General features: G+C 70.8%; 23 protein-coding genes. 9 read left to right on the top strand and 14 right to left on the bottom strand.

The features are described 5' to 3' along the window. Positions 1-67 precede the first annotated feature (67 nt). From bdeA to hisD, 8 genes are all read right to left on the bottom strand, one after another. Positions 68-1,000, bottom strand: a complete 933-nt coding sequence (bdeA, locus tag OG746_RS30810) for a bis(hydroxyethyl) terephthalate hydrolase (protein ID WP_524540502.1) — start codon at positions 998-1,000, stop codon at positions 68-70. A 166-nt stretch (positions 1,001-1,166) separates the two neighbouring features. Beyond that, a complete protein-coding gene (gene hisF / locus OG746_RS30805) occupies positions 1,167-1,922 on the bottom strand; it encodes an imidazole glycerol phosphate synthase subunit HisF (RefSeq protein WP_266720639.1) in 756 nt (251 codons plus the stop codon). Next, positions 1,919-2,647 carry a bifunctional 1-(5-phosphoribosyl)-5-((5-phosphoribosylamino)methylideneamino)imidazole-4-carboxamide isomerase/phosphoribosylanthranilate isomerase PriA gene (gene priA / locus OG746_RS30800; RefSeq protein ID WP_266725539.1) on the bottom strand — a complete coding sequence of 243 codons (729 nt, stop codon included), beginning with the start codon at positions 2,645-2,647 and terminating at the stop codon, positions 1,919-1,921. Before priA ends, hisF begins: the two co-directional genes overlap by 4 nt. Positions 2,648-2,658: 11 nt before the next feature. Then, positions 2,659-3,306 (bottom strand): imidazole glycerol phosphate synthase subunit HisH, encoded by a 648-nt coding sequence (gene hisH, locus OG746_RS30795; protein WP_266720637.1) that lies wholly within the window; start codon positions 3,304-3,306, stop codon positions 2,659-2,661. Then, positions 3,306-3,470, bottom strand: a complete 165-nt coding sequence (locus tag OG746_RS30790; RefSeq protein ID WP_266720635.1) for a CG2302 family histidine operon protein — start codon at positions 3,468-3,470, stop codon at positions 3,306-3,308. The genes hisH and OG746_RS30790 overlap by 1 nt, the downstream gene beginning before the upstream one ends. After that, positions 3,467-4,066, bottom strand: a complete 600-nt coding sequence (hisB, locus tag OG746_RS30785) for an imidazoleglycerol-phosphate dehydratase HisB (protein ID WP_266720633.1) — start codon at positions 4,064-4,066, stop codon at positions 3,467-3,469. Before hisB ends, OG746_RS30790 begins: the two co-directional genes overlap by 4 nt. Then, positions 4,063-5,181, bottom strand: a complete 1,119-nt coding sequence (locus OG746_RS30780) for a histidinol-phosphate transaminase (protein ID WP_266720632.1) — start codon at positions 5,179-5,181, stop codon at positions 4,063-4,065. The genes hisB and OG746_RS30780 overlap by 4 nt, the downstream gene beginning before the upstream one ends. Further along, a complete protein-coding gene (gene hisD, locus OG746_RS30775; protein ID WP_266720631.1) occupies positions 5,178-6,503 on the bottom strand; it encodes a histidinol dehydrogenase in 1,326 nt (441 codons plus the stop codon). The genes OG746_RS30780 and hisD overlap by 4 nt, the downstream gene beginning before the upstream one ends. A 222-nt stretch (positions 6,504-6,725) precedes the next feature. On the opposite strand from hisD, the gene OG746_RS30770 reads away from it, so the two are divergent. The 5 genes from OG746_RS30770 to OG746_RS45675 all read left to right on the top strand — a co-directional run bounded on the left by OG746_RS30770 (position 6,726) and on the right by OG746_RS45675 (position 10,917). Next, on the top strand, positions 6,726-8,240 hold the full coding sequence (locus tag OG746_RS30770) for an oxidoreductase (protein ID WP_443063211.1): 1,515 nt from the start codon (positions 6,726-6,728) through the stop codon (positions 8,238-8,240). 258 nt (positions 8,241-8,498) lie between these two features. After that, on the top strand, positions 8,499-9,476 hold the full coding sequence (locus OG746_RS30765) for a hypothetical protein (RefSeq protein WP_266725537.1): 978 nt from the start codon (positions 8,499-8,501) through the stop codon (positions 9,474-9,476). Between the two features lie 5 nt (positions 9,477-9,481). Next, entirely contained in the window at positions 9,482-10,267 is a 786-nt protein-coding gene (locus OG746_RS30760) for an LON peptidase substrate-binding domain-containing protein (protein WP_266720628.1), read from the top strand. A gap of 31 nt (positions 10,268-10,298) precedes the next feature. Beyond that, a complete protein-coding gene (ybaK, locus tag OG746_RS30755) occupies positions 10,299-10,802 on the top strand; it encodes a Cys-tRNA(Pro) deacylase (RefSeq protein ID WP_266720626.1) in 504 nt (167 codons plus the stop codon). Beyond that, positions 10,771-10,917: a hypothetical protein gene (locus OG746_RS45675; RefSeq protein WP_524540501.1), complete on the top strand. Its 147-nt coding sequence runs from the start codon at positions 10,771-10,773 to the stop codon at positions 10,915-10,917. The genes ybaK and OG746_RS45675 overlap by 32 nt, the downstream gene beginning before the upstream one ends. A gap of 19 nt (positions 10,918-10,936) precedes the next feature. Here the strand turns inward: OG746_RS45675 and OG746_RS30750 are convergent, their stop codons facing one another. Further along, entirely contained in the window at positions 10,937-11,632 is a 696-nt protein-coding gene (locus OG746_RS30750; protein WP_266720624.1) for a FadR/GntR family transcriptional regulator, read from the bottom strand. A 150-nt stretch (positions 11,633-11,782) separates the two neighbouring features. Between OG746_RS30750 and OG746_RS30745 the strand changes: the two genes are divergently transcribed. Together OG746_RS30745 and OG746_RS30740 are read left to right on the top strand one after the other, a co-directional pair. Then, the gene (locus tag OG746_RS30745; RefSeq protein WP_266720623.1) at positions 11,783-12,730 is read left to right on the top strand and encodes a dihydrodipicolinate synthase family protein; all 948 of its coding nucleotides are present in this window, start codon (positions 11,783-11,785) and stop codon (positions 12,728-12,730) included. Between the two features lie 43 nt (positions 12,731-12,773). Next, on the top strand, positions 12,774-14,252 hold the full coding sequence (locus OG746_RS30740) for a sialate:H+ symport family MFS transporter (protein ID WP_266720622.1): 1,479 nt from the start codon (positions 12,774-12,776) through the stop codon (positions 14,250-14,252). A 9-nt stretch (positions 14,253-14,261) separates the two neighbouring features. Here the strand turns inward: OG746_RS30740 and OG746_RS30735 are convergent, their stop codons facing one another. The 4 genes from OG746_RS30735 to OG746_RS30720 form a co-directional block, all read right to left on the bottom strand. After that, a complete protein-coding gene (locus tag OG746_RS30735) occupies positions 14,262-14,945 on the bottom strand; it encodes a DUF2567 domain-containing protein (RefSeq protein ID WP_266720620.1) in 684 nt (227 codons plus the stop codon). 198 nt (positions 14,946-15,143) lie between these two features. Next, a complete protein-coding gene (locus OG746_RS30730; protein WP_266720618.1) occupies positions 15,144-15,974 on the bottom strand; it encodes an ABC transporter permease in 831 nt (276 codons plus the stop codon). Further along, positions 15,971-16,996, bottom strand: coding sequence for an ABC transporter ATP-binding protein (locus tag OG746_RS30725; protein WP_443063212.1), 1,026 nt, complete (start codon positions 16,994-16,996; stop codon positions 15,971-15,973). The genes OG746_RS30730 and OG746_RS30725 overlap by 4 nt, the downstream gene beginning before the upstream one ends. Positions 16,997-17,126: 130 nt before the next feature. Beyond that, positions 17,127-18,377 (bottom strand): NYN domain-containing protein, encoded by a 1,251-nt coding sequence (locus OG746_RS30720; protein WP_266720616.1) that lies wholly within the window; start codon positions 18,375-18,377, stop codon positions 17,127-17,129. A gap of 279 nt (positions 18,378-18,656) precedes the next feature. On the opposite strand from OG746_RS30720, the gene OG746_RS30715 reads away from it, so the two are divergent. Beyond that, positions 18,657-18,827: a hypothetical protein gene (locus OG746_RS30715; protein WP_266720614.1), complete on the top strand. Its 171-nt coding sequence runs from the start codon at positions 18,657-18,659 to the stop codon at positions 18,825-18,827. An 81-nt stretch (positions 18,828-18,908) separates the two neighbouring features. On the opposite strand, the gene dnaE is transcribed toward OG746_RS30715, so the two are convergent. Continuing rightward, positions 18,909-22,448 carry a DNA polymerase III subunit alpha gene (dnaE, locus tag OG746_RS30710; protein WP_266720612.1) on the bottom strand — a complete coding sequence of 1,180 codons (3,540 nt, stop codon included), beginning with the start codon at positions 22,446-22,448 and terminating at the stop codon, positions 18,909-18,911. A 240-nt stretch (positions 22,449-22,688) separates the two neighbouring features. Between dnaE and OG746_RS30705 the strand changes: the two genes are divergently transcribed. Then, on the top strand, positions 22,689-24,014 hold the full coding sequence (locus OG746_RS30705; protein WP_266720610.1) for a DUF2252 domain-containing protein: 1,326 nt from the start codon (positions 22,689-22,691) through the stop codon (positions 24,012-24,014). Positions 24,015-24,072 lie beyond the last annotated feature (58 nt).

Raw genomic sequence — 24,072 nt, 5'->3', positions numbered from 1 at the left:
ACGTCGGAACCTCATGACGTCAGAACCTCGCGACGCCACGACATCACAACGTCACGACATCACAACGTCACGACGTGTGCGGGCAGTTGCCCCGGTACTCCGCGATCGTGAGGCTGGAGGCCGGCAGCGGGCAGAGGAACTGCTCGTACCGGGTGTCGTTGTCGATGAAGCGCTTGAGCCACGAGATGCTGTACTTCGCGATCGTGGTGTTGGACGAGTTGGGCGTGAAGTGCGTGGCCCCGCGCAGCTCCAGGTACGCCTTGTCGAGCGAGCTCGGCAGGCTTCCGTAGAACGGTTCGGAGTGCGTGGCGACCGGCGCGATGGTGTCACCGTCCGCGCCCACCACGAGCGTCGGGGTCTTGATCTCGGGCCAGCTCTTGTCGGTGTTCCAGCCGGTGAGGGGTATCGCGGCCTGGAGCGAAGGACGGCTCTTGGCCGCTTCGAGGGTGCCGCCGCCGCCCATGGAGTGGCCCATGACGCCGAGCCGGCTCGTGTCGATGCGGGTGCGCACCGAGCTCTGCTGGGTCAAGTAGTCGAGGGCGGACAGGAGTTGGCGGCCCCGGCTGTCCGGCTGGTCGAGCGTGGTGTTGGTGTCGATCGTGAAGACGACGAAGCCCTGCGAGGCGAGGCGCGGGCCCAGCCAGGCGATGGACGACTGGTACGCCGTGTAGCCCGGCGAGATCACGACGGCGCCGAACGTGCCGTCCGCCGTCGACGACGGATAGTAGATGGTGCCGCCGCCGAAGCCGCTCACACTCAGCGAGGACACGTTGGCCTGCGAGACGGAGTAGGAGCCGCGCGAGGCCTCGATGCTGGAGACGGTCGGGGCGGGGCCGCGCTCGTAGGGGTTCTCGGCCGCCTCGGCGGTCAGGGCCTGCTGGGTGGCGAGGCCGCCGAGGGCCAGCAGGGTGGCAAGTCCCGTACGGATCAGGCGGGTCCGGAACTTGTTCACGGCTCGCCCGGCGTGCACGGGGGGCGCCGCACTTCTGTGCTGCTGCACGATGACGGGTTCCTCTCGGAAGGGCGGAGCCCGTCCCGAGGGCGCCGCCGTGGTCACTGACAGCGACCACGGTGGCGCCGGTTCCGCCTCACCCGCATCGGCGAAATCACCGGTCTCGCGGAGAAGTCACCGGTCTCGTACGGCAGTCGGGCAGTCGCCCCCTCCGTCAGCGGACGGGGTGACCCGCCTCGCGCAGCGCGCCCTTGACCTCACCGATGCGGAGGTCGCCGAAGTGGAAGACGGACGCGGCGAGCACCGCGTCCGCACCCGCGGCGACGGCCGGCGGGAAGTGCTCCAGCCTGCCCGCACCGCCCGACGCGATGACCGGCACCGACACGTGCTTCCGGACGGCCTCGATCATCTCGATGTCGTAGCCGTCCTTGGTGCCGTCGGCGTCCATCGAGTTGAGCAGGATCTCGCCCGCGCCCAACTCGGCGGCCTGGTGCGCCCATTCGACGGCGTCGATGCCGGCCGACTTGCGCCCGCCGTGCGTCGTCACCTCGAAGGAGCCGGATTCCGTGCGGCGCGCGTCCACGGACAGGACGAGCACCTGGCGGCCGAAGCGCTCGGCGATCTCCCGGATGAGGTCCGGGCGGGCGATGGCGGCGGTGTTGACCCCCACCTTGTCCGCGCCGGCGCGGAGCAGCTTGTCCACGTCCTCGGCGGTGCGCACGCCGCCGCCGACGGTGAGCGGGATGAAGACCTGCTCCGCGGTGCGGCGCACCACGTCGTACGTGGTCTCGCGGTTGCCGGAGGACGCGGTGATGTCCAGGAAGGTCAACTCGTCGGCGCCCTCGGCGTCGTAGACCTTCGCCATCTCGACGGGGTCGCCCGCGTCGCGCAGGTTCTGGAAGTTGACTCCCTTGACGACGCGGCCGTTGTCCACGTCGAGGCAGGGGATGACTCGGACGGCGAGCGTCATACGGAGACCGCCTCCAGCGCCTCCTCCAGCGTGAACGCCTTGGCGTAGAGCGCCTTGCCGACGATGGAGCCCTCGACGCCGAGCGGGACAAGGGACGCGATCTCGCGCAGGTCGTCGAGGGACGAGACGCCGCCGGAGGCGACGACCGGGCGGTCGGTGGCCGCGCAGACGTTGCGGAGCAGCTCCAGGTTCGGGCCCTGCAGCGTGCCGTCCTTGGCGATGTCCGTGACGACGTACCGGGCGCAACCCTCGTTGTTGAGGCGCTCCAGCGTCTCGTACAGGTCGCCGCCGTCGCGGGTCCAGCCGCGGCCGCGCAGCGTCGTGCCGCGGACGTCCAGGCCGACCGCGATCTTGTCGCCGTGCTCGGCGATGATCTTGGCGACCCACTCGGGGTCCTCCAGGGCGGCGGTGCCGATGTTGACGCGGGTGGCGCCGGTGGCGAGGGCGGCGGCGAGCGAGTCGTCGTCGCGGATGCCGCCGGACAGCTCCACCTTGATGTCCATGGCCTTGGCGACCTCGGAGATCAGGGCGCGGTTGTCGCCGGTGCCGAACGCGGCGTCGAGGTCGACCAGGTGCAGCCACTCGGCGCCGGAGCGCTGCCAGGCGAGGGCCGCCTCCAGCGGGGAGCCGTAGGAGGTCTCGGTGCCGGACTCGCCGTGCACGAGGCGAACGGCCTGGCCGTCGCGGACGTCGACGGCGGGGAGGAGTTCGAGCTTGTTGCCCAGGGGGTTCACGGTCACAGTACGGAGATCCAGTTCTTCAGCAGCTGCGCTCCGGCGTCGCCGGACTTCTCGGGGTGGAACTGCGTCGCCCACAGCGCGCCGTTCTCGACGGCGGCGACGAACGGGCCACCGTGCGTGGACCAGGTGACCTTGGGCGCACGCATGGAGGGGTTGTGGACTTCGAGCTCCCAGTTCTGCACGGCGTACGAGTGCACGAAGTAGTAGCGCTCGTCGGTGTCGACGCCCGCGAACAGCTGGGAGTCCCCCGGCGCGTCCACGGTGTTCCAGCCCATGTGCGGGACGACGTCGGCCTTCAGCGGTTCGACGACGCCGGGCCACTCGTCGAGGCCCTCGGCCTCCACGCCGTGCTCGATGCCGCGCGCGAACAGGATCTGCATGCCGACGCAGATGCCCATCACGGGGCGGCCGCCGGCGAGGCGGCGGCCGACGATCCAGTCGCCGCGCGCCTCCTTCAGACCGTTCATGCAGGCGGCGAACGCGCCGACGCCGGGCACGAGCAGCCCGTCGGCGTTCATGGCCCTGTCGAAGTCGCGGGTGATCTCGACGTCGGCGCCCGCGCGGGCGAGGGCGCGCTCGGCGGAGCGCACGTTGCCGAAGCCGTAGTCGAAGACGACGACGCTCTTGGTGTTGTCGGCCGACATCAGTAGAGCCACTCCATCCGCAGGATTCCGGCGACGAGGCACATCGCGGAACCGATGCCCATCAGCACCACGACGCTCTTGGGCAGTCCTTGCTTGTGGAAGGACCAGGCGCCGCCGGCGAGGAAGAGGCCGACGAAGATCAGTACTGCGGACAGGCCGCTCACAGCGCGCCCTTCGTGGAGGGCAGGATCCCGGCGGCGGCCGCGCGCGGGTCGATCTCGCTGGCGTAGCGCAGGGCGCGCGCGAGGGCCTTGAACTGGCACTCCACGATGTGGTGCGCGTTGCGCCCGTACGGGACGTGGACGTGCAGCGCGATCTGGGCCTGCGCGACGAAGGACTCCAGGATGTGCCGGGTCATCGTCGTGTCGTACTCGCCGATCATCGGCGCCAGCTTCTCGGGCTCGGTGTGCACGAGGTACGGGCGTCCTGACAGGTCGACCGTCACCTGGGCGAGCGACTCGTCGAGCGGGACGGTGCAGTTGCCGAACCGGTAGATGCCGACCTTGTCGCCGAGCGCCTGCTTGAAGGCGGCGCCGAGGGCGAGGGCGGTGTCCTCGATGGTGTGGTGCGAGTCGATGTGCAGGTCGCCCTCGGTCTTCACCGTGAGGTCGAACAGGCCGTGCTTGCCGAGCTGGTCGAGCATGTGGTCGTAGAAGCCGACCCCGGTCGCGACATTGACCTTGCCGGTGCCGTCGAGGTCGATCTCGACGAGGACCGAGGTCTCCTTGGTCGTACGTTCAACACGTCCTACGCGGCTCATGCGCCCCGCTCCTGACTGTTCATTCGGTCCTTCTTCACTTCGCGAGCCGCGTCCAGGAACGCGTCGTTCTCTTCGGGGGTGCCGACGGTCACCCGCAGGCGTCCCGGGACTCCGTTGTCACGGATCAGGACGCCGCGGTCGAGGATGAACTGCCACACGGCGTGCGGGTCCTCGAAGACGCCGAACTGGATGAAGTTGGCGTCGGCGACGGTGACATCGAAGCCGAGCCCCTCCAACTCCCGGACGACACGGTCGCGTTCGGTCTTCAGCTGCTGCACGTACTGGAGCAGCGTGTCGGTGTACTCCAGGGCGGCGAGCGCCGTCGCCTGGTTCACGGCCGACAAGTGGTAGGGCAGACGCACCAGTTGGACGGCGTCGACCACGGCCGGGTCGGCGGCGAGGTAGCCGAGCCGAAGGCCGGCCGCGCCGAAGGCCTTGGACATCGTCCGCGAGATGACGAGGTTCGGGCGGCCCTCGAGGAGCGACAGCAGCGAGGTGCCGTGGCTGAACTCGGTGTACGCCTCGTCGACGATCACCATCGCGTCCCGCCCGGCGGCCTCGTACAGCGCGAGGACGTCCTCGGCCGCGACCGCGTTGCCGGTGGGGTTGTTGGGGCTGGTGATGAAGACGACGTGCGGCTTGTGCGTCCGGATTGCCTCGACTGCGGCCGGTACGTCGAGCGAGAAGTCGTCGCGGCGCGGGGCGCTCACCCAGCCGGTGTTGGTGCCGCGGGCGAGCAGCGGGTGCATCGAGTACGAGGGCTCGAAGCCGAGCGCCAGCCGGCCGGGGCCGCCGAAGGCCTGGAGGAGCTGCTGGAGCACCTCGTTCGACCCGTTGGCCGCCCACACCTGCTCGTAGCCGACCTCGTAGCCGGTCGTACGGGTCAGGTACCTGGCGAGTTCCGTGCGCAGCTCGACCGCGTCCCGGTCCGGGTAGCGGTTGAGCTCGCGGGCCGCGTCGGCGACGCGCTCGGCGATCCGCTGCACGAGGGGCTCGGGCAGCGGGTACGGGTTCTCGTTCGTGTTCAGCCGGACGGCGACGTCCAACTGCGGTGCACCGTAAGGGGACTTGCCGCGCAGTTCCTCGCGTACGGGAAGATCGTCGATCCTGGTCACTTGCTCTGCGGCACCTTCCACCCGAAACGGGCCTTGATCGCCGCGCCGTGCGCGGGCAGGTCCTCTGCGTCGGCGAGCGTCACCACGGTGGCCGCGACCTCGGCGAGGGCGTCCTTCGTGTAGTCGACGATGTGGATGCCGCGCAGGAAGGACTGGACGGAGAGGCCGGACGAGTGGCAGGCGCAGCCGCCCGTCGGCAGCACGTGGTTGGACCCGGCGGCGTAGTCCCCGAGGGAGACGGGCGCCCACGGGCCGACGAAGATCGCGCCCGCGTTCTTGACCCGCTGGGCCACGGCGGAGGCGTCGGCGGTCTGGATCTCCAGGTGCTCGGCCCCGTACGCGTCGACGACCTTGAGGCCGTCGTCGAGCGAGTCGACGAGCACGACCGCGGACTGCCGCCCCTTGAGGGCGGGCACGATCCGGTCCTCGACGTGCTTGGTGGCGGCGACCTGCGGCTCCAGCTCCTGCTCCACGGCAGCGGCGAGTTCCTCGCTGTCCGTGACGAGGACGGCGGCCGCCAGCGGGTCGTGCTCGGCCTGGCTGATCAGGTCGGAGGCGACGTGCACCGGGTCGGCGGTGGAGTCCGCGAGGACCGCGATCTCGGTCGGGCCCGCCTCGGCGTCGATGCCGATGCGTCCCGTGAAGTAGCGCTTGGCGGCGGCCACCCAGATGTTGCCGGGGCCGGTCACCATGTTCGCCGGGGCGCAGGACTCCGTGCCGTACGCGTACATGGCGACGGCCTGGGCGCCGCCGACCGCGTACACCTCGTCGACGCCGAGCAGCGCGCAGGCAGCGAGGATCGTCGGGTGCGGAAGGCCGCCGAATTCCTTCTGCGGCGGGGACGCGAGCGCGATCGACTCGACGCCCGCCTCCTGCGCCGGTACGGCGTTCATGATCACGGACGACGGGTAGACGGACCGGCCGCCTGGCGCGTACAGGCCGACGCGCTCGACCGGCACCCACTTCTCGGTGACGGAGCCGCCCGGCACGACCTGCGTCGTGTGGCTGCTGCGGCGCTGCTCGCGGTGGACGATGCGGGCCCGGCGGATGGACTCCTCCAGGGCGGCGCGCACGGCGGGGTCGAGATCGGCGAGCGCCTTGTCGATGGCCTCGGCCGGAACCCGTACGGCTTCCAGCTTCACTCCGTCGAATTTCTCTCCGTACTCGATCAGCGCCGCGTCGCCACGATGATGCACGGCCTCGCAGATCGGACGCACCTTCTCCAGGGCGGCCGAGACATCGAAGTCGGCTCGGGGCAGCAGCGAGCGCAGGGCCTGACCCTCGGGGAGGGCGGCGCCGCGCAGATCGATTCGAGAGATCACAGAACAATTCTCTCAGACGCGGGTTTACGCTCGGCGCCCTGTATCAGTGGCTGATACCCGCAGGGCGGCGTCACCGCAAGTGTTCAGACGGTCACACAGCGGGCATGAACAGTTGTACGAACCAGCGGGTGTCACGGGGGAGGCAGAACAGACGTGGTCGAGGGGACGACCGGCAACGGCAACGGGGACGTGCCGGACGGGCTGACCGCCACCGAGGTGGGGATGTGGCAGGCGTTCCGCAACGGAAGCGTCTACGACCTGCGCACCGGGGACAGCGGGCGGGACGATCCGCACGGCGGCCACCCCTGGGGCCCGGAGCGCAGCGTGCGGGCGCGCATCGTGGCGTGGCTGCTGCTCGACGGCCCGCCGGCGCTCGACGGGCGGGTCTCCTCGCTCAAGCTCCAGGGCGTACAGATCACGGACGTCTTCGACCTCGCGGGCGGCAACGTCGTCCCGTACCTGGAGATGAAGGGCTGCCGCTTCGAGAAGGAGGTGCTCCTCCCGGAGGCGCACTTCACGACGGTGCGGCTCATCGGCTGCTCGGTGCCCCGCCTGGAGGGCGCCCGGGTGCACACGGAGGGCGATCTGCACCTCGCCCGCTGCCGTTTCCACAAGGGGATCCGGCTCACGGACGCGCACATAGGGACGGACCTGCTGCTCAACCAGGCCGTCGTGTTCAGCGACCGGCGCGGGAAGTCGATCATGGCGGACGGGCTCACGATCGGCCAGGATCTCCAGGCCGAACTGCTCGAGACGCACGGCGAGCTGAGACTGCGCAGCGCGACGGTCGGCGTCTCGCTGTCGCTGCGCGGCGCCAGGCTGAACAGCAGCCGGGGCCGCTGGGCCCTGAACGCTCCGCAGATGTCGGTCGAGCGGACCCTGTACCTCGGCCCCGCCGCGCTCGGCGGCCCGCTCCTCAACGGCGGCATGACGCCCGCCCGCGGCACCCGCGTGCAGCGCTTCGAGTGCGTGGGCGGGGTGCGGCTCGACGACGGCCGGTTCGGCGACGCGCTCGACCTGGACTCGGCGCGCTTCACGATGGAGAACGAGCAGGAGGTCTCCATGCGCCGCGTCCAGACCCCGGAACTGCGCTTCCTCTGCGACAAGCCGAAGCGCGGCCGGATCGTGCTGTCCGGCGCGCGGGCGACGAACCTGGTCGACAGATCGACCAGCTGGCCGGGCCCCGGCCAGCTCCGCCTCGGCGGGTTCCAGTACGAGAACCTCATCGCGTCCGGCCCCTTCCCCCTCGCCCGCCGCCTCGACTGGCTCGCCGACGCGACACCCGAGTACAGCCCGGAGCCGTACGAGCAGCTGGCCACCGTGCTGCGCAACAGCGGCGAGGACTCCGACGCGCGTGCGGTGCTGCTCGCCAAGCAGCGCAGGCGCCGCGAGACGCTGCCGATCGCGGCGAAGGTGTGGGGCTACGTCCAGGACTGGACGGTGGCGTACGGGTACCGCCCCGGCCGGGCCGCGCTGTGGATGGCGATCGTCTGGGCGCTCAGCACGGTCGCCTTCTCCCAGGCCCCGCACCCCCGCATCAAGCCCGGCGAGGGCCCGGTCTGGGACCCGGCCCTCTTCACCCTCGACCTCCTCCTCCCCGTCATCGACCTCGGCCAGGCCGGCAGCTGGCAACTCCGCGGCCCCTGGCAGTGGGCCTCGGCGATCCTGGTCCTCCTGGGCTGGATCCTGGCGACGACGGTGGCAGCGGGCGCAACGCGACTGCTCCGCAGAAGCTGATCAAGCGGCGCTGGCATATCAAGCCCCGCCGGCGATTGAGGCGCGGGGTCCGGGGCAGAGCCCGCGACGTCATCTCCGTTGCCGCGCACACAGCACCCCGCCCGGCCCCCGGCCAAGACGCGGCAAAGAACCACCCCACCCCGTGCAACCTTCCACCCGCCCCAACCGTCAACCCACCGCGACCCGCACCCATGCCCCACGTCCCGCGCAGAAGGAGGCCCCGTGCCATTCCTGCGCGCCCTCATCCGCACCACCCGCATGCTCCGCCACACCACCTCCCTGGGCATCGGCCTCCCCCCGGACGAGGACCTCCTCCTCGACGCCCCGGACGACCGCCTCGCCCCGGCCCTCGTCGCGGCCGGCCGCGGCGACCACGGCCCCGCCGCGAAGGCCCTCGCCCTCACCCGCGAAGCCGCCGAGTGGGAGAACCGGGACCGCGGCGTGCAACGCCTCGCCGCGTTCGCCGCCGCCCGCCCCGAGTGGTTCGAGAACTGGCAGGAGGCCTCGCCGCACGACCCCGACCTGCTCCTGGTCAAGGCCGAACTCGCCGTCACCCGCGCCCTCGCCGCGCCCGCCCACGCCGAGCTCCTGCGCGAGGTCACCCCGCTGATCCTGGCCGCGGCCGAGTCCGACCCCCGCGACCCGGTCCCCTGGCGCATCGCCCTGGACCACGCCCGCGGCACCAACGCCCCGCACACCGAGTTCGAGCAGCTGTGGGCGCGGGCGGTGCGCCGCTCCCCGCACCACTACGGCTGCCACGTCGCGGCCCTGCGCTATCTGTCGGCCGCCTGGTACGGCTCGCACCGCGAGTGCTTCGACTTCGCGGAGCGCGCCGCGCAGGACGCCCTGCCGGGCTCGCTCCTCCAGGCGCTCCCGGCCCGCGCGGCCCTCGCGTATCTGACGTCCGGCGCCCCGCGCAGCGGCATCCCCCGCGCCCGCCTGGACGCCGCCGTCGACCTCGCCGTGGAGCTCTCCCGCTCGTACGAGCCCGCGGACCCGTGGCCCGCCGAGGTGCGCAATCTGCTGACCTGCGTACTGGTCGAACTCGAACGCTGGGAGGACGCCCTCGAGCAGCTGCGGCTCATCGGCCCGTACGCGACGTCGTTCCCCTGGGACCGGCTCACGGACGACCCGCTGGGCCATTTCATGGAGCTGCGCGGACAGGTCCGGCTCGAAGTCGCGGCGACGATGCCGCTGCGCGGCGGACCGCTCCGCTCCGACGACCATTACGCTTGACCGACGTGACCACCGTCCGACTTCCGCTGTTCCCGCTCAACTCGGTGCTGTTCCCGGGACTCGTGCTCCCGCTGAACGTGTTCGAGGAGCGCTATCGCGCCATGATGCGCGATCTGTTGAAGGCGTCGCCCGACGATTCGTCGGAGCCCGACACCGAACCGTCCACCTCTGACGAGCCCCGCCAGTTCGTGGTCGTCGCGATCCGCGACGGCCACGAGGTCGCGCCCACCTCGTCCGGTATGCCCGACGAGGTGACCACGAAGGAGGCGGGCACGGGCCCGGCCGCGGGCTTCGGCGACGACCCCATCACGTCCTTCCACGCCGTCGGCTGCATCGCGGACGCCGCGACGATCAGGGAGCGCGCGGACGGCAGCTACGAGGTGCTGGCCACGGGCACGCGCCGGGTGAAGCTGCACTCGGTCGACGCCTCGGGCCCGTATCTGACGGTCGAGGTGGAGGAGCTGCCCGAGGAGGACGGCGAGGAGGCGGGCGCCCTCGCGGAGGGCGTGCTGCGCGCGTTCCGCTCGTACCAGAAGCGCCTCGCGGGTGCCCGTGAGCGCTCGCTGACGACGGGCGCGGAGCTGCCGGACGAGCCGTCGGTGGTGTCGTATCTGGTCGCGGCGGCCGCGGTCCTCGACGTACCGACGAAGCAGCATCTGCTGGAGGCCGAGGACGTGGCGTCCCGGCTGCGCGAGGAGCTGACGCTGCTGCGCGCGGAGACGGCGATCATCCGCCATCTGCCGTCGCTGCCGGCGACGGAGCTCACCCGGCAGTCGACCAGCCTCAACTGACGTCACTCAACTCATTTAGGGAAGCGGCACGTTGGCGAAGAAGGCCAAGAAGCAGAACCACGCCGGAGGCACTCCCGCGACCGTCGCCCTGACCACGGCGGGCGCCTCCTTCACGGTGCATTCCTACGAGCACGACCCCGCGCACGCCTCGTACGGCGAGGAGGCCGCGGAGGCGATGGGCGTGTCCCCGGACCGGGTGTTCAAGACGCTCGTCGCGGACGTGGACGGCGCGCTCGTCGTCGGCGTCGTGCCGGTGGCGGGCCAGCTCGACCTGAAGGCGCTCGCGGCGGCGGTCGGCGGCAAGCGCGCCACCATGGCCGACCCGGCGCTCGCGGAGCGCACGACCGGGTACGTACGCGGTGGCATCTCGCCGCTCGGGCAGCGCAAGAAGCTGCGCACGGTCATCGACTCCTCCGCCGAGAAGCACGACACGATCTGTGTCTCGGCGGGGCGTCGCGGGCTCGAAGTCGAGCTGGCGCCAAGGGACTTGGCGGCGCTCACGGATGCCGTGCTCGCTCCCGTCGGACGTGCGTGACCCCTCGACGCGCCCCGCTTCTTCGACTAAGCACCTGAACATGTCGAAGAAGACGCGCAAGCGGAAGTGGCGGATCAAAAAGGGCAAGGCCAACCACGGGCACCGGCCCGCCTAGGAGCCAGGGGCTCTCACGGTCAGCGCGCGCTCAACCGGCCGCGGATGTCGTCGAAGTGCGAATGCACGGCGGCCTCCGCGGCCTCCGCGTCCCCGGCCCGCACGGCGTCGACGATCCGGCCGTGCATCCGGGCCAGCTCCGCGCCGTCCGCGTCCTCGGGGGCGCGCCCGATGTCCTGCGCCCGCGACTGGTGAAAGGCGCTCCAGAACGCGTCGAGCAACTCGCTGAGCAGCCGGTTCGCCAGCGGCCCGTACAGCGCGAGATGGAACTCCCGGTCGGTCGCGGCGTCGATCGCCCCGCCCCCGGCGACCTCCTCGTGCATCCGCCGTACGAGCCCGTCGAGCACATCGAGCTCCGCCTTGCCGAGCCGGCCCACGAGGCTGCTCATCAGGCCCGCCTCCAACGCCTCCCGCATCTGCAGCAGTTCGAGCAGGCTGTCCTCGCCCCTGCGGTGCCCGACGACGGTGCGGAACGCGAGCCCGTCGATCAGCGGCTCCAGCGACATCGACCCGACGTACGTCCCGAAGCCGCGCCGGATCTCCACGATGTGCTTGGCCTGCAGCGACTTCAGGGCCTCGCGCAGCGAGTTGCGGCTGACCGAGAACCGCTCCATCAGCTCGGTCTCGGTCGGCAGCGGATCGCCGGGGCCGAGACCGCCCTCGACGATGAATTCCTTGATCTTCTGCTGCGCGTCGTCCGCGACCAGCGCTCGCATTCAGGCCCCTCCTGTGATCTTTCCCGTGCTCTGCCGGATTCTTCGAACCCTTGACAGTGTGCTCGACGGTGGAGCACTGTCACCTCCAGGACGTAGGACATCCTACGTCCCATCTCCGTACACCATCAGTTAACCCTGGAGTCCACCGCCATGACTCTCCGAGCCCCGCTCCCCGCTCCCTTCCGGGGCGTCGTTCCGCCGCTGATCACCCCGCTCACCGCAGAGGGCGAGGTGGACGTCGCGTCGGTGCGGCGGCTCGCCGAGCACCTCATCGGCGCCGGGGTGCACGGCCTCTTCATGCTGGGCTCCAGCGGCGAGACGGCCTACCTCACGGACGCCCAGCGCCGCACCGCCCTGGAGGCCGCCGTCGACGCGGCAGGGGGCCGGGTCCCGGTCCTCGCCGGCGTCATCGAGACGACGACGGCCCGGGTCCTGGAGCGGGCCCAGGACGCCGTGAAGGCGGGCGCCGACGCGCTCGTGGCGACCGCGCCGTTCTACACGCGCACCCACCCGGCCGAGATCGCGAACCACTTCCGGCGGCTGCGCTCCGGCGCGGACCTGCCCCTGTTCGCGTACGACATCCCGGTCGCCGTGCACAGCAAGCTCGGCCACGACACGATCCTCGAACTGGCCGCCGACGGCACCCTCGCGGGCCTCAAGGACTCCAGCGGCGACGAGGGCTCCCTGCGCCGCCTGCTCGCCCCGCTGCGCGCCGCGGCCCCCACGTTCTCGGTGTTCACGGGCGCCGAACTGACCGTGGACGGCGCCCTCCTCGCGGGCGTCGACGGCGTCGTCCCGGGCCTCGGCAACGTAGACGCACATGGCTATGTCCGGCTCTACGAAGCCGCCCGCGCCGGCGACTGGGACGCGGCCCGCACCGAGCAGAACCGGCTCGCCGCACTGTTCGCGATCACGGACGCCGGCGACCCGGCCGTCATGGGCGGCTCGTCCTCCGCGCTCGGCGCGTTCAAGGCCGCCGTCCACCTCCAGGGCGTCATCGACTGCCCCGCCACGGCCGCGCCGCAGATCCCGCTCGGCGAGGCCGAGTTCGCGTACGTCCGCCGCCACCTGGTCGAGGCCGGCCTGCTGCCCGCCTGACCCTCCACCTCCCCGCCTCACCTGTCGCACCCTGGATTCGACGATGACTCCTGGCACCACCCCCGCGGCCGCCTCCGGCCGCTGGTACTCCGACATCGGCCCCGCCCGGTGGAAGTCCTTCTTCGCCGCCTGGATCGGCTACTTCCTCGACGGTTTCGACTTCGTCCTGATCACCCTCGTACTGACCGAGATCGGCGACGACTTCGGCCTGTCGTCGGTCGAGCAGGCGAGCCTGGTCTCCGGCGCGTTCATCACGCGCTGGCTGGGCGGCGCGGTCCTCGGCGCGCTCGGCGACCGCTTCGGCCGCAAGGTGGCGATGGTCGTCTCGATCGTGCTCTATTCGTTCGGCACGTTCGCCTGCGGTTTCGCGTGGGACTACACGAGCCTGTTCACCGCGCGCCTGCTGATCGGCATGGGCATGGCCGGTGAGTACAGCGCGAGCGCCACGTACGTCCTGGAGAGCTGGCCCGCGAAGCTGCGCAACCGCGCGTCCGGCTTCCTGATCTCCGGCTTCTCGCTCGGCGGCGTCCTCGCGGCCGAGGTGTACGAGCTCGTGGTCCCGGGCCACGGGTGGCGCTGGCTGTTCTACATCGGGCTCTTCCCCGTGGCGATCGCGCTGTGGGTGCGGCGGGCGCTGCCCGAGGCGGAGGAGTGGCAGGAGCAGGTGGCGGACGCCGGTGAACGGCCCAACCCGTTCCGCCCGCTGTTCGCCACGCGCCGCCTCGCGACGATCAACACGGTGCTCGTGGTGGTGGCGACGGGCGCCCTGTTCGCGGTGTTCACGCCGCTCGGCGGGGGCGCGGTGCCGCTACTGTCCGTGGTGGCGGCGGCCTGCCTGCTGGCCTTCACGGTCCAGCTGGGCGGCCGCAAGCGCTGGCTGCTGTACGTGGCGCTGACGGTGACCGTGTTCTGCGCGTTCCTGTACAGCTGGCCGGTGCAGGCGCTGCTGCCGACGTACCTGAAGACCGAGCTGGGCTACTCCCCCTCCGAGGTCACCGACGCCCTCTTCTGGGCGGGCTTCGGCACGGCGGTCGGCTGCGTCGTGGCGGGCTTCATCGGCGACCGGTTCGGCACGCGGCGCGCGTACGCGGTGACGCTGATCGTCGGCCTCGCCTTCGTCTTCCCGGTGTTCGCGGTCCACGACAGCCCGGTGGGGCTCGGCATCCTGCTGTTCTGCATGCTCGCGTGCATGCAGGGCATCTCGGGCCTGCTCCCCAAGTACATCGCGGGCCACTTCCCGACCGAGACCCGCGCGGCGTCCCTCGGCTTCACGTACAACGTGGGAGCCCTCGGCGGCGCGGTCGCCCCAGTGCTCGGCGCACGGCTGGCCTCGGGCATGTCACTCGGCCAGTCCCTGGCGATCCTGACGTCCGCCCTCACGCTGCTGGTGATCGTCCTGATCGGCTTCAACATCCCGACCCGGCTCAGCCGCCTGGTGGACAAGGAGGGGCCGAGCGATTATCTGGCCGAGGAGGGATCAGCGGCGGAGCACGTCACCGTGCCTCCCGCGCGGCACGACTGACTCCGTGGGTTACGGGGCCGTGGGCGCGGCGGAGCCGTCACCCTGCGTCCCGTACGGCGTCGCGAAATACGGATCCGGGTCCCGCGGCCCGAACAACCCGGTCAGTCCGAGATGCACGACCAACGCGGCCAGCGGCCACGCAAGCAACGCGCCCTTGGCGTTCAACTCCAGGGGCGCATCGAACACCACCCCCTTGCCAACGGCCTTCGCATGCGCCGCAACGTTCTGCGCAGGCCCGAGCCAGACGCCGAACCGCCAGGCGAGCACGCCACCGAGCAGACTGCCCAGGGCCAACCCCACAACCAGGGGAACGCCCCCGCGCCTGCGCCACAGGAAGACAGCCGCACCGGTGACGACGCCGAACGCGAGCCCGAGCAGGGTGAACGTTCCGTCGATGCCGATGGCCTGCTCGCCCTCGGTGTCCTTGAGGTAGACCGCCGACGCGTCCGAGACCAGTGGGACCCTGGGCGCGAGCCACAGCCACAGCGCGCCGAGCGCGAGCCCCACCACCGCGACGCCGACCGTCACGACGGCGGCCTCGCGCAGTTCGGCCCGGAGCCCGGGACCGTCCTCCTGGGGGGCCTGGGGCGCGGGCGGCAGATGTCCTGTCATGGGGTCGGGGGCCTGCCAGGGGTTGCTGTGCCCGTTGTTGTGCGGGGGCTGATGGGGTGGCGGTGTCAGCGGTGCGGTCACCCTGCCATCGTGCCAGGCGTCGCTGTGCGGCGCGTCAGGGCCTGTCCGGAGTTCCCCCGTGGAGCAAGGAGCGGCGCTGGGTGCGTGCGATCGCAAGGCGCCGGAACGCCCTCATAGCGGAGCTATTCGGGCGTTTCGGCAACGCGGCGAGCGTACGTGCCCAGCGTTGTGACGCCGCGGGGGAACTCCGGACAGGCCCTAGCGGACGGCGGCCCGACGGTAGGCCCACGTGGCCACGGCCAGCGAGGCGACGCCGACGACCGCGCAGACGCCCAGGTCGAGCAGGACCACGCCCCAGTCGGGGTGCGCGGCGAAGGTACGCGCGAACGCCTCGACCCCGTACGTCGACGGGAGCAGGTCCCGCGCCCACTGCACGAACTCCGGCATCCGGTCGGCCGGAAGCACGCCGAGCAGCAGCGCCGCGGACATGCCCAACTGACCGAGCAGCGTGGCCAGTTCGGGCCGGGGCGCGAGCAGGCCGAGCGCGGCACCGAGGCCCGCGAGGGCGGCGCCCGCCAGCGGGATCACCGCGGCGAGCACCCACAGGTGGGCGAGCGGCAGCTGGAACATCAGACAGCCGACGACTGCGGTGACCACGGTCCCCGGCACGGTGAACGAGGCGTACGCCCCCGCGGCGCCGAGCACCACGGAAGCGGGCGGCACCGGCAGCGTCGCGTAGTGGTCGAGCCCGCCGGCCGCCCGCAGCTGCCCGAAGTACTGGGCGAGCAGGTTCAGCGCGACGAACGCGACGACGAGCACCGCGGACCCGGCCACCACGGCCTGCGCCTCACGGCCGCCCTGCTCGACGACGCCGCGCATCAGGATCATGATGCCGATGCTCTGGAACGTCGCCACGAACAGCAGCGGGATCCGGGCCACGCGGGCCCGGCTGAGCTGCGCCCGGTAGACGGCGGCGAGCGCGGGCAGGAAGCGGGCGCGGGGCGCGAGCGCCTCCTCGGCGGGGCCCGGCGCGGGCGCGGGGCGCGCGGGCGCGGAGGCGACCGCGGGAGCGGTGGGAACGACGCTCATGCCTTCACCAGGCCCTTCACACCGCTGCGGCTCCCGCCGAGCGCCAGGTACACGTCCTCCAGGCTCGGCGTCGCGAGCGTGAAGTCGTCCAGGAAGTCGAAGGCCGGGCCGCCGGTGACGGCGGCGACGGCGGAGCGGGCCGCGTCCGGTTCGAGCCGCAGCGACCAGCGCCGCCCCGATTCCACGGCGTGTGGGCGCAGCCGCGCCACCTCGTCGAGCTCCATCGGAGCTTTCTCCCGCCACACGAGTTCCACGCGCACCTCGCCGGCGACACGTTCCTTGAGGCCCGCGGGGGTGTCGCAGGCGATGACGCGGCCCTGGTCGAGCACGGCCACCCGGTCGAGCACGGTCTCGGCCTCGATCACATTGTGGGTGACGAGCAGTACGGTCGTGCCGCGCTCGGCCCGCCGCCGGTCGACGGCGCCCCAGACGGCGCGCCGGGCGACGGGGTCCATGCCGGTGGTCGGCTCGTCGAGCACGAGCAGCGGCCGCTCGCCGACGAGCGCGGACGCGAAACAGGCGAGCCGCCGCTGCCCGCCGGACAGCTTCTTGATCGGTCGCGAGGCGAGCGGGGTGAGCCCCAGCTCGTCGAGTACGTCGTCGCGCGCGGCCCGGGCGTCCTTGAGCGGGAGCCCCCGCAGGCGCCCGGTGGTCTCGGCGGCCAGCGCGACGGTCAACTCGTCCAGCGCGGTCGACTCCTGCCCGAGGTAGGCGAGGATCCGGGAGGCGCGCTCGGGGTGCCGCACGATGTCGTGGCCGAGGATCTCGACGCTTCCCGCGTCGGGGCGCATCAGCCCGGTCAGCTGCCGTACGAGGGTGGATTTGCCGGCCCCGTTCGGCCCGAGGAGCCCGAAGATCTCCCCGCGCCGGATGTCGAGGTGTACGTCGTCCGTGGCCCGCAACTCCGGCGTACCGGGCACACCACGGCGCCCGCGCGAGGCGGGATACGTCTTACGGAGCCCCCGCACCGCGCACACCACAGCGCCCCCGTGACGCTGAGGGGCGACGGCATCGGTGCGCATACTCACGAGGAAGGAGCCTACGGGGTCCGGCGTTCACGATTGCACGCGGGGCGGGACATTTCCCACGCCTGCCGTACACCCGGCTCCCCCGCACCTACGCCACGGGGCTCCGCCCCGCCAACCCGCCCGCCTACTCGGCCGCAGCCGCGTGTTCCGCCGTCCGGACGTCGATCTCCCGCCAGAACCCCGCCCGGATCGCATACCGGTCGTGCTCGTCGATCTGGTCGTCCTTGTGCGCAAGCAACCCGAACCGCGCCGCGTACCGCAACAACTCACCGTCGATCCGGTGCGGCACCCGCGGATACATGGTCGACAGCTTCTGCAACTCCGCCTGCTCCCCCAACCGCTCCCGCCACCGCCGCGCGAACACCTGCCCGACCTCGTACGGATCCCCGCCGACCGCGGTGATGTCCTCCTCGCGGTCTGCCCACCGCTGCTCCGCCGTGGTGAGCTGCGCCAGCGTCGGCAAGGACGCCACATCGGCCGGCTCCCCACCGCCCCCGGGCCGCTCGACCCACCCCTTGTCGGACGACCACCGCAGCGTCGCGTTCGCGGGATGCTGCGCGACCTGCGCCCCCGGCCCGCGCAGCGCGGCGAGGTCCTTGGGCGTGGGCACACCCTTGCCACCGCCGGCCCGGTCCTCCTCCGACGCCTGCGAAGCCCCCGCACCGTTCTCCCCGTGCCCGGCAGGCGCATGCTGCACGGGCGCCGCGCCCCCGGGCTCCTCCACGGAACGCCCCGCGGAGGAGAGCGCCGACTCGGGCAGCGGCGCGGACAGGATCGCGGCGATCTCCGGGCGCGGCACGGGCGGCGGGGCGCAGATCCCGCCGAGCTCCTTGGCGCGTACGGCCTTGGTGATCCAGGACCGGTCGAGCACCCGCCGCTCGTCGGCCTCCGCGACCAGGTCCTCGGACTGGTTGTAGTCGCCGTCGGCGGCCTGCACCGCCCACAGGTGGACGGCGACGCCGTGCTCCTTGGCGGCCATCATGCCGGGCAGCAGATCCCCGTCCCCGGTCACGAGCACAATGTCCGAGCAGGCACGATTGCGGGCCAGCTCGGTCAGCTCGGCGTGCATCGCCGCGTCGACGCCCTTCTGTGCCCACCGCCCGTCGGACCGGGTCAGCGCGCCGAGCCGGACGGTGACCCGCGGCATCACCCGCAGCCGCCGGTGCTCGGGCTGCGGCACCCGGTCCGGCGCCCCGTCGAACCAGTAGATGCGCAGCAGATCCCGCCCGGTCTCGGCCTCGGCGCGCTCGCGCAGTCCCTGGATGAGGGCGGCATGGTCGACATGAATCCGGGAGCGGGACGGCTCGCCCGCGAGCAGGCTCGCCGCGGCCCCCAGCAGATATCCGGCATCCACCAGAACGATGCAACGATCCACGCGATCCACCCTCTTTCAGCCGACCTGCCAGCAGTCCGGACACGCTCCACGGGACGGCTCCCGCGGCTTCGCTTCGGGTTTCCTTCGAGTCTGCCCGACCGCGGTGGGGTTAACGGCCCGAACTGGATCTTCGGCGTGGCGGAAGCCGTGAACTCGGGGTGTCCACCCCGCGAAGATCACCCGTTACGAACGGTAATACCCCGAAATGCGTTCTTCCTCCGACTGTGTGAATCTGAAGCCGGCCCTGGCCCCTAGATCCCCCGCAGGAGGCAGATCACCATGGCCAAGAACCGTAAGCAGAACCGCCATCAGCAGAAGGCGGCCCAGGCCGCTCAGCCGGACGAGCAGGCCCGGTCCTCGGCCATGGAGGCCCAGGCCAAGTCGGCCGTGGAGGCGACTCCGGGCGACGTGGCCCGCAAGCACCGCGAGCGCCGCTTCGGTCACAACTGAGGCGCCTCGTAAGGCAGTTGGCACAAAGCGAGGGGCGCACCCGGAAGTCCGGGTGCGCCCCTCGCGCGTGTCTCGGCGGGGTCAACCTGCCAGGCAGGAAGGACCGAGCAGCACCTTCAGGTCGCCGTACAGCGCCGGGTCGGGCTTCACCCGGTGCCGGTCGAGCCGCAGCACCGTGGTCTTGCGCGGCCCCTGGAGCTTGATCCGCACCTCGCTGTCGCCGCGGTGGTTGGTGAGGATCTCGCCGAGTCGGCTGATCATCGGCGGGGTCACCTTCAGGGCCGGGATCGTGAGGGTCACCGGCGCGTTGGTCCCCGCGTTCGACAGGTCGGGGACCTGCATCTCCATGGCGACCAGGCGCGGCACGTCCTCCCGCTTGTCGAGGCGGCCCTTCACGAACACCACGGCGTCCTCGACGAGCTGCGTGGACACCAGCTGGTACGTCGCCGGGAAGAACATGCACTCGATGGAACCGGCGAGGTCCTCGACGGTCGCGATCGCCCAGGCGTTGCCCTGCTTGGTCATCTTGCGCTGGAGGCCCGAGATGATGCCGCCGACCGTGACGACCGCACCGTCCCCGAAGTCACCGCCGGTGAGCTGGCCGATGCCCGCGTCCGCCTTGTCGGAGAGCACATGCTCCAGGCCGAAGAGCGGGTGGTCGGAGACGTACAGGCCGAGCATCTCGCGCTCCTGGGCGAGCAGGTACGTCTTGTCCCACTCGTCGGTGGAGAACTCGACGTCGAGGCCGAAGCCCGGCTCGTCGCTCTCCCCCTCGCCCATGCCGCCGAAGAGGTCGAACTGTCCCTCGGCCTCCTTGCGCTTCACCGCCACGACGTTGTCGATCATCGGCTCGTACTGGGCGGTGAGGCCCTTGCGGGTGTGGTTCATCGCGTCGAAGGCGCCGGCCTTGATCAGCGATTCCGTCGTCCGCTTGTTGCAGGCGGCGGCCTCGATCTTGTCCAGGTAGTCGGGGAACGAGGTGAACTTCCCCTTCGCCTTGCGGGCCCGGACGATCGACTCCACCACGTTCGACCCGACGTTGCGGACCGCCTCCAGGCCGAAGAGGATCACGTCGTCGCCCTGGGCGGCGAAGTTGTGCACCGACTCGTTCACGTCCGGCGGGAGGACCTTGATCTTCATGCGCCGGCACTCGTTGAGGTAGACGGCCGACTTGTCCTTGTCGTCCTTGACCGAGGTGAGCAGCGCGGCCATGTACTCGGCGGGGTAGTTCGCCTTCAGGTACGCGGTCCAGTAGGTGACCAGGCCGTACGCGGAGGAGTGCGCCTTGTTGAACGCGTAGCCCGCGAACGGGACCAGGACGTCCCACAGGGCCTGGATCGCCGCGTCGGAGAAGCCCTTCTTCTTCGCGCCCTCCTGGAAGAGGACGAAGTTCTTCGCCAGTTCCTCGGGCTTCTTCTTGCCCATCACGCGGCGCAGCACGTCGGCCTCGCCGAGCGAGTAGCCGGCGACGATCTGCGCGGCCTTCTGCACCTGCTCCTGGTACACGATCAGGCCGTAGGTCAGGCCGAGCGTCTCCTTCAGGGGCTCTTCGAGCTCCTTGTGGATCGGCGTGATCTCCTGCCGGCCGTTCTTGCGCTCCGCGTAGTTGATGTGCGAGTTCATGCCCATCGGGCCCGGCCGGTACAGGGCCGAGACGGCGGAAATGTCCTCGAAGTTGTCGGGCTGCATCTGGCGCAGCAGCGAACGCATCGGGCCGCCGTCGAACTGGAACACACCGAGCGTGTCACCGCGGCAGAGCAGTTCGAAGGTCTTCGGGTCGTCCAGCGGGAGATCGAGCATCTCCAGGTCGATGCCCTTGTTGGAACGCACCATCTTGACGGCGTCGTCCATGATCGTCAGGTTGCGCAGCCCCAGGAAGTCCATCTTCAGGAGGCCGAGCGACTCGCACTGCGGGTAGTCCCACTGCGTGATCGTCACGCCGTCGGTGTGCCGGGTCCACAGCGGGGCGTGGTCGACGATCGGCTCGCTGGACATGATCACGCCGGCCGCGTGCACACCCATCTGCCGGACCAGACCCTCGACGCCCTTGGCGGTGTCGATGACCTTCTTGACGTCCGGCTCGTTCTCGTACATCCCCCGGATCTCGCCGGCCTCGCTGTAGCGCGGGTGCTGGGAGTCGGTGATGCCGGAGAGGTCGATGCCCTTGCCGAGGACGTCAGCGGGCATCGCCTTGGTGAGGCGGTCGCCCATCGCGTACGGGTAGCCGAGCACGCGCGCGGAGTCCTTGATCGCGTTCTTGGCCTTGATCTTGCCGTAGGTGCCGATCATGGCGACCTTGTCGGCGCCGTACTTCTCGGTCACGTACCTGATCACTTCGACGCGCCTGCGCTCGTCGAAGTCGATGTCGACATCGGGCATGGAGACGCGCTCGGGGTTGAGGAACCGCTCGAAGATCAGCCCGTGCGTGATCGGGTCGAGGTCGGTGATGCCCATGGCGTACGCGACGATCGAACCGGCCGCGGAACCACGGCCCGGACCCACCGCGATGCCGTTGTTCTTGGCCCACATGATGAAGTCGGCGACGACCAGGAAGTACCCCGGGAACCCCATCTGGATGATGATGTCCATCTCGTACTCGACCTGCTTCTGGCGGTCCTCGGGGACGCCGCCCGGGTAGCGGCGGTTCATGCCGACCCGGACCTCCTCCTGGAACCAGGTGATCTCCGTGAAGCCTTCCGGGATGTCGAACTTCGGCATGAGGTCGCGCTTCTCGAACATGCCGGTCGTGTCGATCTGCTCGGCCACGAGCAGCGTGTTGCGGCAGCCCTCCTGCCAGGCGTCCGAGGAGTCGATGGCGTACATCTCGTCCGTCGACTTCAGGTAGTAGCCCGTGCCGTTGAACCGGAAGCGGTCCGGGTCGGAGAGGTTCTTGCCGGTCTGGATGCACAGCAGCGCGTCGTGCGCCGTCGCCTCGTTCGCGTACGTGTAGTGCGAGTCGTTCGTCACCAGGGGCGGGATGCCGACCTTCTTGCCGACCCGCAGGAGGTCCTCGCGGACCCGGTGCTCGATGTCGATGCCGTGGTCCATCAGCTCCAGGAAGTACCGGTCCTTGCCGAAGATGTCCTGGTACTCGGCCGCCGCCTTGACCGCCTCGTCGAACTGGCCGAGGCGCAGGCGGGTCTGCAGCTCACCGGAGGGGCAGCCGGTGGAGGCGATGATGCCCTCGCTCCACTGGGAGAGCGTCTCCTTGTCCATGCGCGGCCACTTCTGCAGCCAGCCCTCGGCGTACGCGTCCGACGACAGCTTGAACAGGTTGTGCAGCCCCGTGCTGTTCGCCGCCCACATCGTCTTGTGGGTGTAACCACCGGAACCGGAGACGTCGTCGCGCTTCTGGTGCGGCTGCCCCCACTGGACCTTCCGCTTGTTGCGCCGGGACTCCGGGGCGACGTAGGCCTCGATGCCGATGATCGGCGTGATGCCCGCCTTCTCCGCGGTGTGGAAGAAGTCGTACGCCCCGTGCAGGTTGCCGTGGTCGGACATCGCGATGTGCGTCATGCCCATGTCGCCGGCGGCCTTGAACATGTCATTGAGCCGCGCCGCACCGTCCAGAAGCGAGTACTGGGTGTGCACATGCAGGTGCGTGAAGGGCGGCTTGGACACGGTGGGGGCCTCCAAAGGAAAACACGATTCAAAAGGGGCGGCGCGCAGCGCCTCGTTGAGGGGTGGCGGTCGGGTGACGGGCGGGCCTGGGGGACAGCTTGGAAGTCTACGACCGGTCACTGACAACCGGCGGGCACTCCGGAGTACGGTCGTGCGTTGGACCGAACAGAACATCTGTCCCACGCATCAGCACCGCGTACCGCAGATCCCGCCCCACCCCGCACCAGGAGGCACCCAGCGATGTCGGAACCGCAGCCCACCGCTGAGCAGCGCGGCGAGCAGATTCTCTCCGTCTTCGACACCGCGTTCGGCGAGCTCCTCGCCGCCGACCCCGCGGCCTTCCGGGTCAAATTCCGCAAGATGGCGGCCTCGGCCTTCGCGTTCTACCGGGGCACGGCCTGCCTGTTCTACGGGGACGTGGAGCGCGAGCAGCACGGCGGGCCGTACCTGGACGAGCGCACCAGCCGGGTGTGGATCCACGGCGACCTGCACGCGGAGAACTTCGGCACGTACATGGACTCCACGGGCCGGCTGATCTTCAACGTGAACGACTTCGACGAGGCGTACGTGGGCCCCTTCACCTGGGACCTCAAGCGCTTCGCCGCCTCCATGGCGCTGGTCGGCTACTCGAAGGCGCTGAGCGACGAGCAGATCACGGACCTCGTGCGCACGTACGCGGCGGCCTACCGCGAGCGCATCCACGCGCTGGCGACCGGCGCCAAGAGCGACGAGGTGCCGCCCTTCACGCTGGACACGGCCGAGGGCCCCCTCCTGGAGGCGCTGCGCGACGCCCGCTCGCTGACCCGTTTCGGCCTGCTCGAGTCCATGACGGAGATCCGCGAGTTCGAGCGCCGCTTCGCCGAGGGCGGCGGCAGCATCGAGCTGGACGCGGCGACGCGCTACAAGGTGCTCGCGGCGTTCGACGGGTACCTGGAGACGCTGCCGGAGGCCTCCCTGTCCCGCCCCGACTCGTACCGGGTGAAGGACGTGGTCGGGCGCCGCGGCATCGGTATCGGCTCCGCGGGCCTCCCCTCGTACAACATCCTCCTGGAGGGCAACAGCGACGCCCTCGAGAACGATGTCGTGATCTATATGAAGCAGGCCCAGACCCCGGCCGTCTCGCGGCACATCACCGACCCGGCGGTCCGCGAGTACTTCCAGCACGAGGGCCACCGCACGGTCATCTCGCAGCGCGCCCTGCAGGCGCACGCCGACCCGTGGCTGGGCTGGACGGAGCTCGACGGGGCCGGGCAGCTGGTCGCCGAGATCTCGCCGTACGCGGTGGACCTGGACTGGGGCGACATCGACGAGTACGAGGAGATCGCGGCGGTCGTCGCCGACCTCGGCCGGGCCACGGCGACGATGCACGCGGCGGCGGACGACCAGTCCGGCGAGTCGCTCGTCCCGTTCTCCACGGAGCGCGCCATCGACGCGGCGATCGCCGCCGACGAGGAAGGCTTCGCGCCCCTGCTGGTCGACTTCGCGCACTCCTACGGGGCACGCGCGCGTGCGGACCACCAGATCTTCGTGGACCTGTTCCGCAACGGCCGGATCCCGGGGCTGTGAAAGGTGCTGTGAATCGGCCCCCTTTAGGCATCGCTTACAGGAAGCCATGGCACACTCT

The sequence above is a fragment of the Streptomyces sp. NBC_01016 genome, from assembly GCF_026341035.1.
Lineage (GTDB): Bacteria > Actinomycetota > Actinomycetes > Streptomycetales > Streptomycetaceae > Streptomyces.
This window is presented reverse-complemented; position numbering and strand designations above follow the sequence as displayed.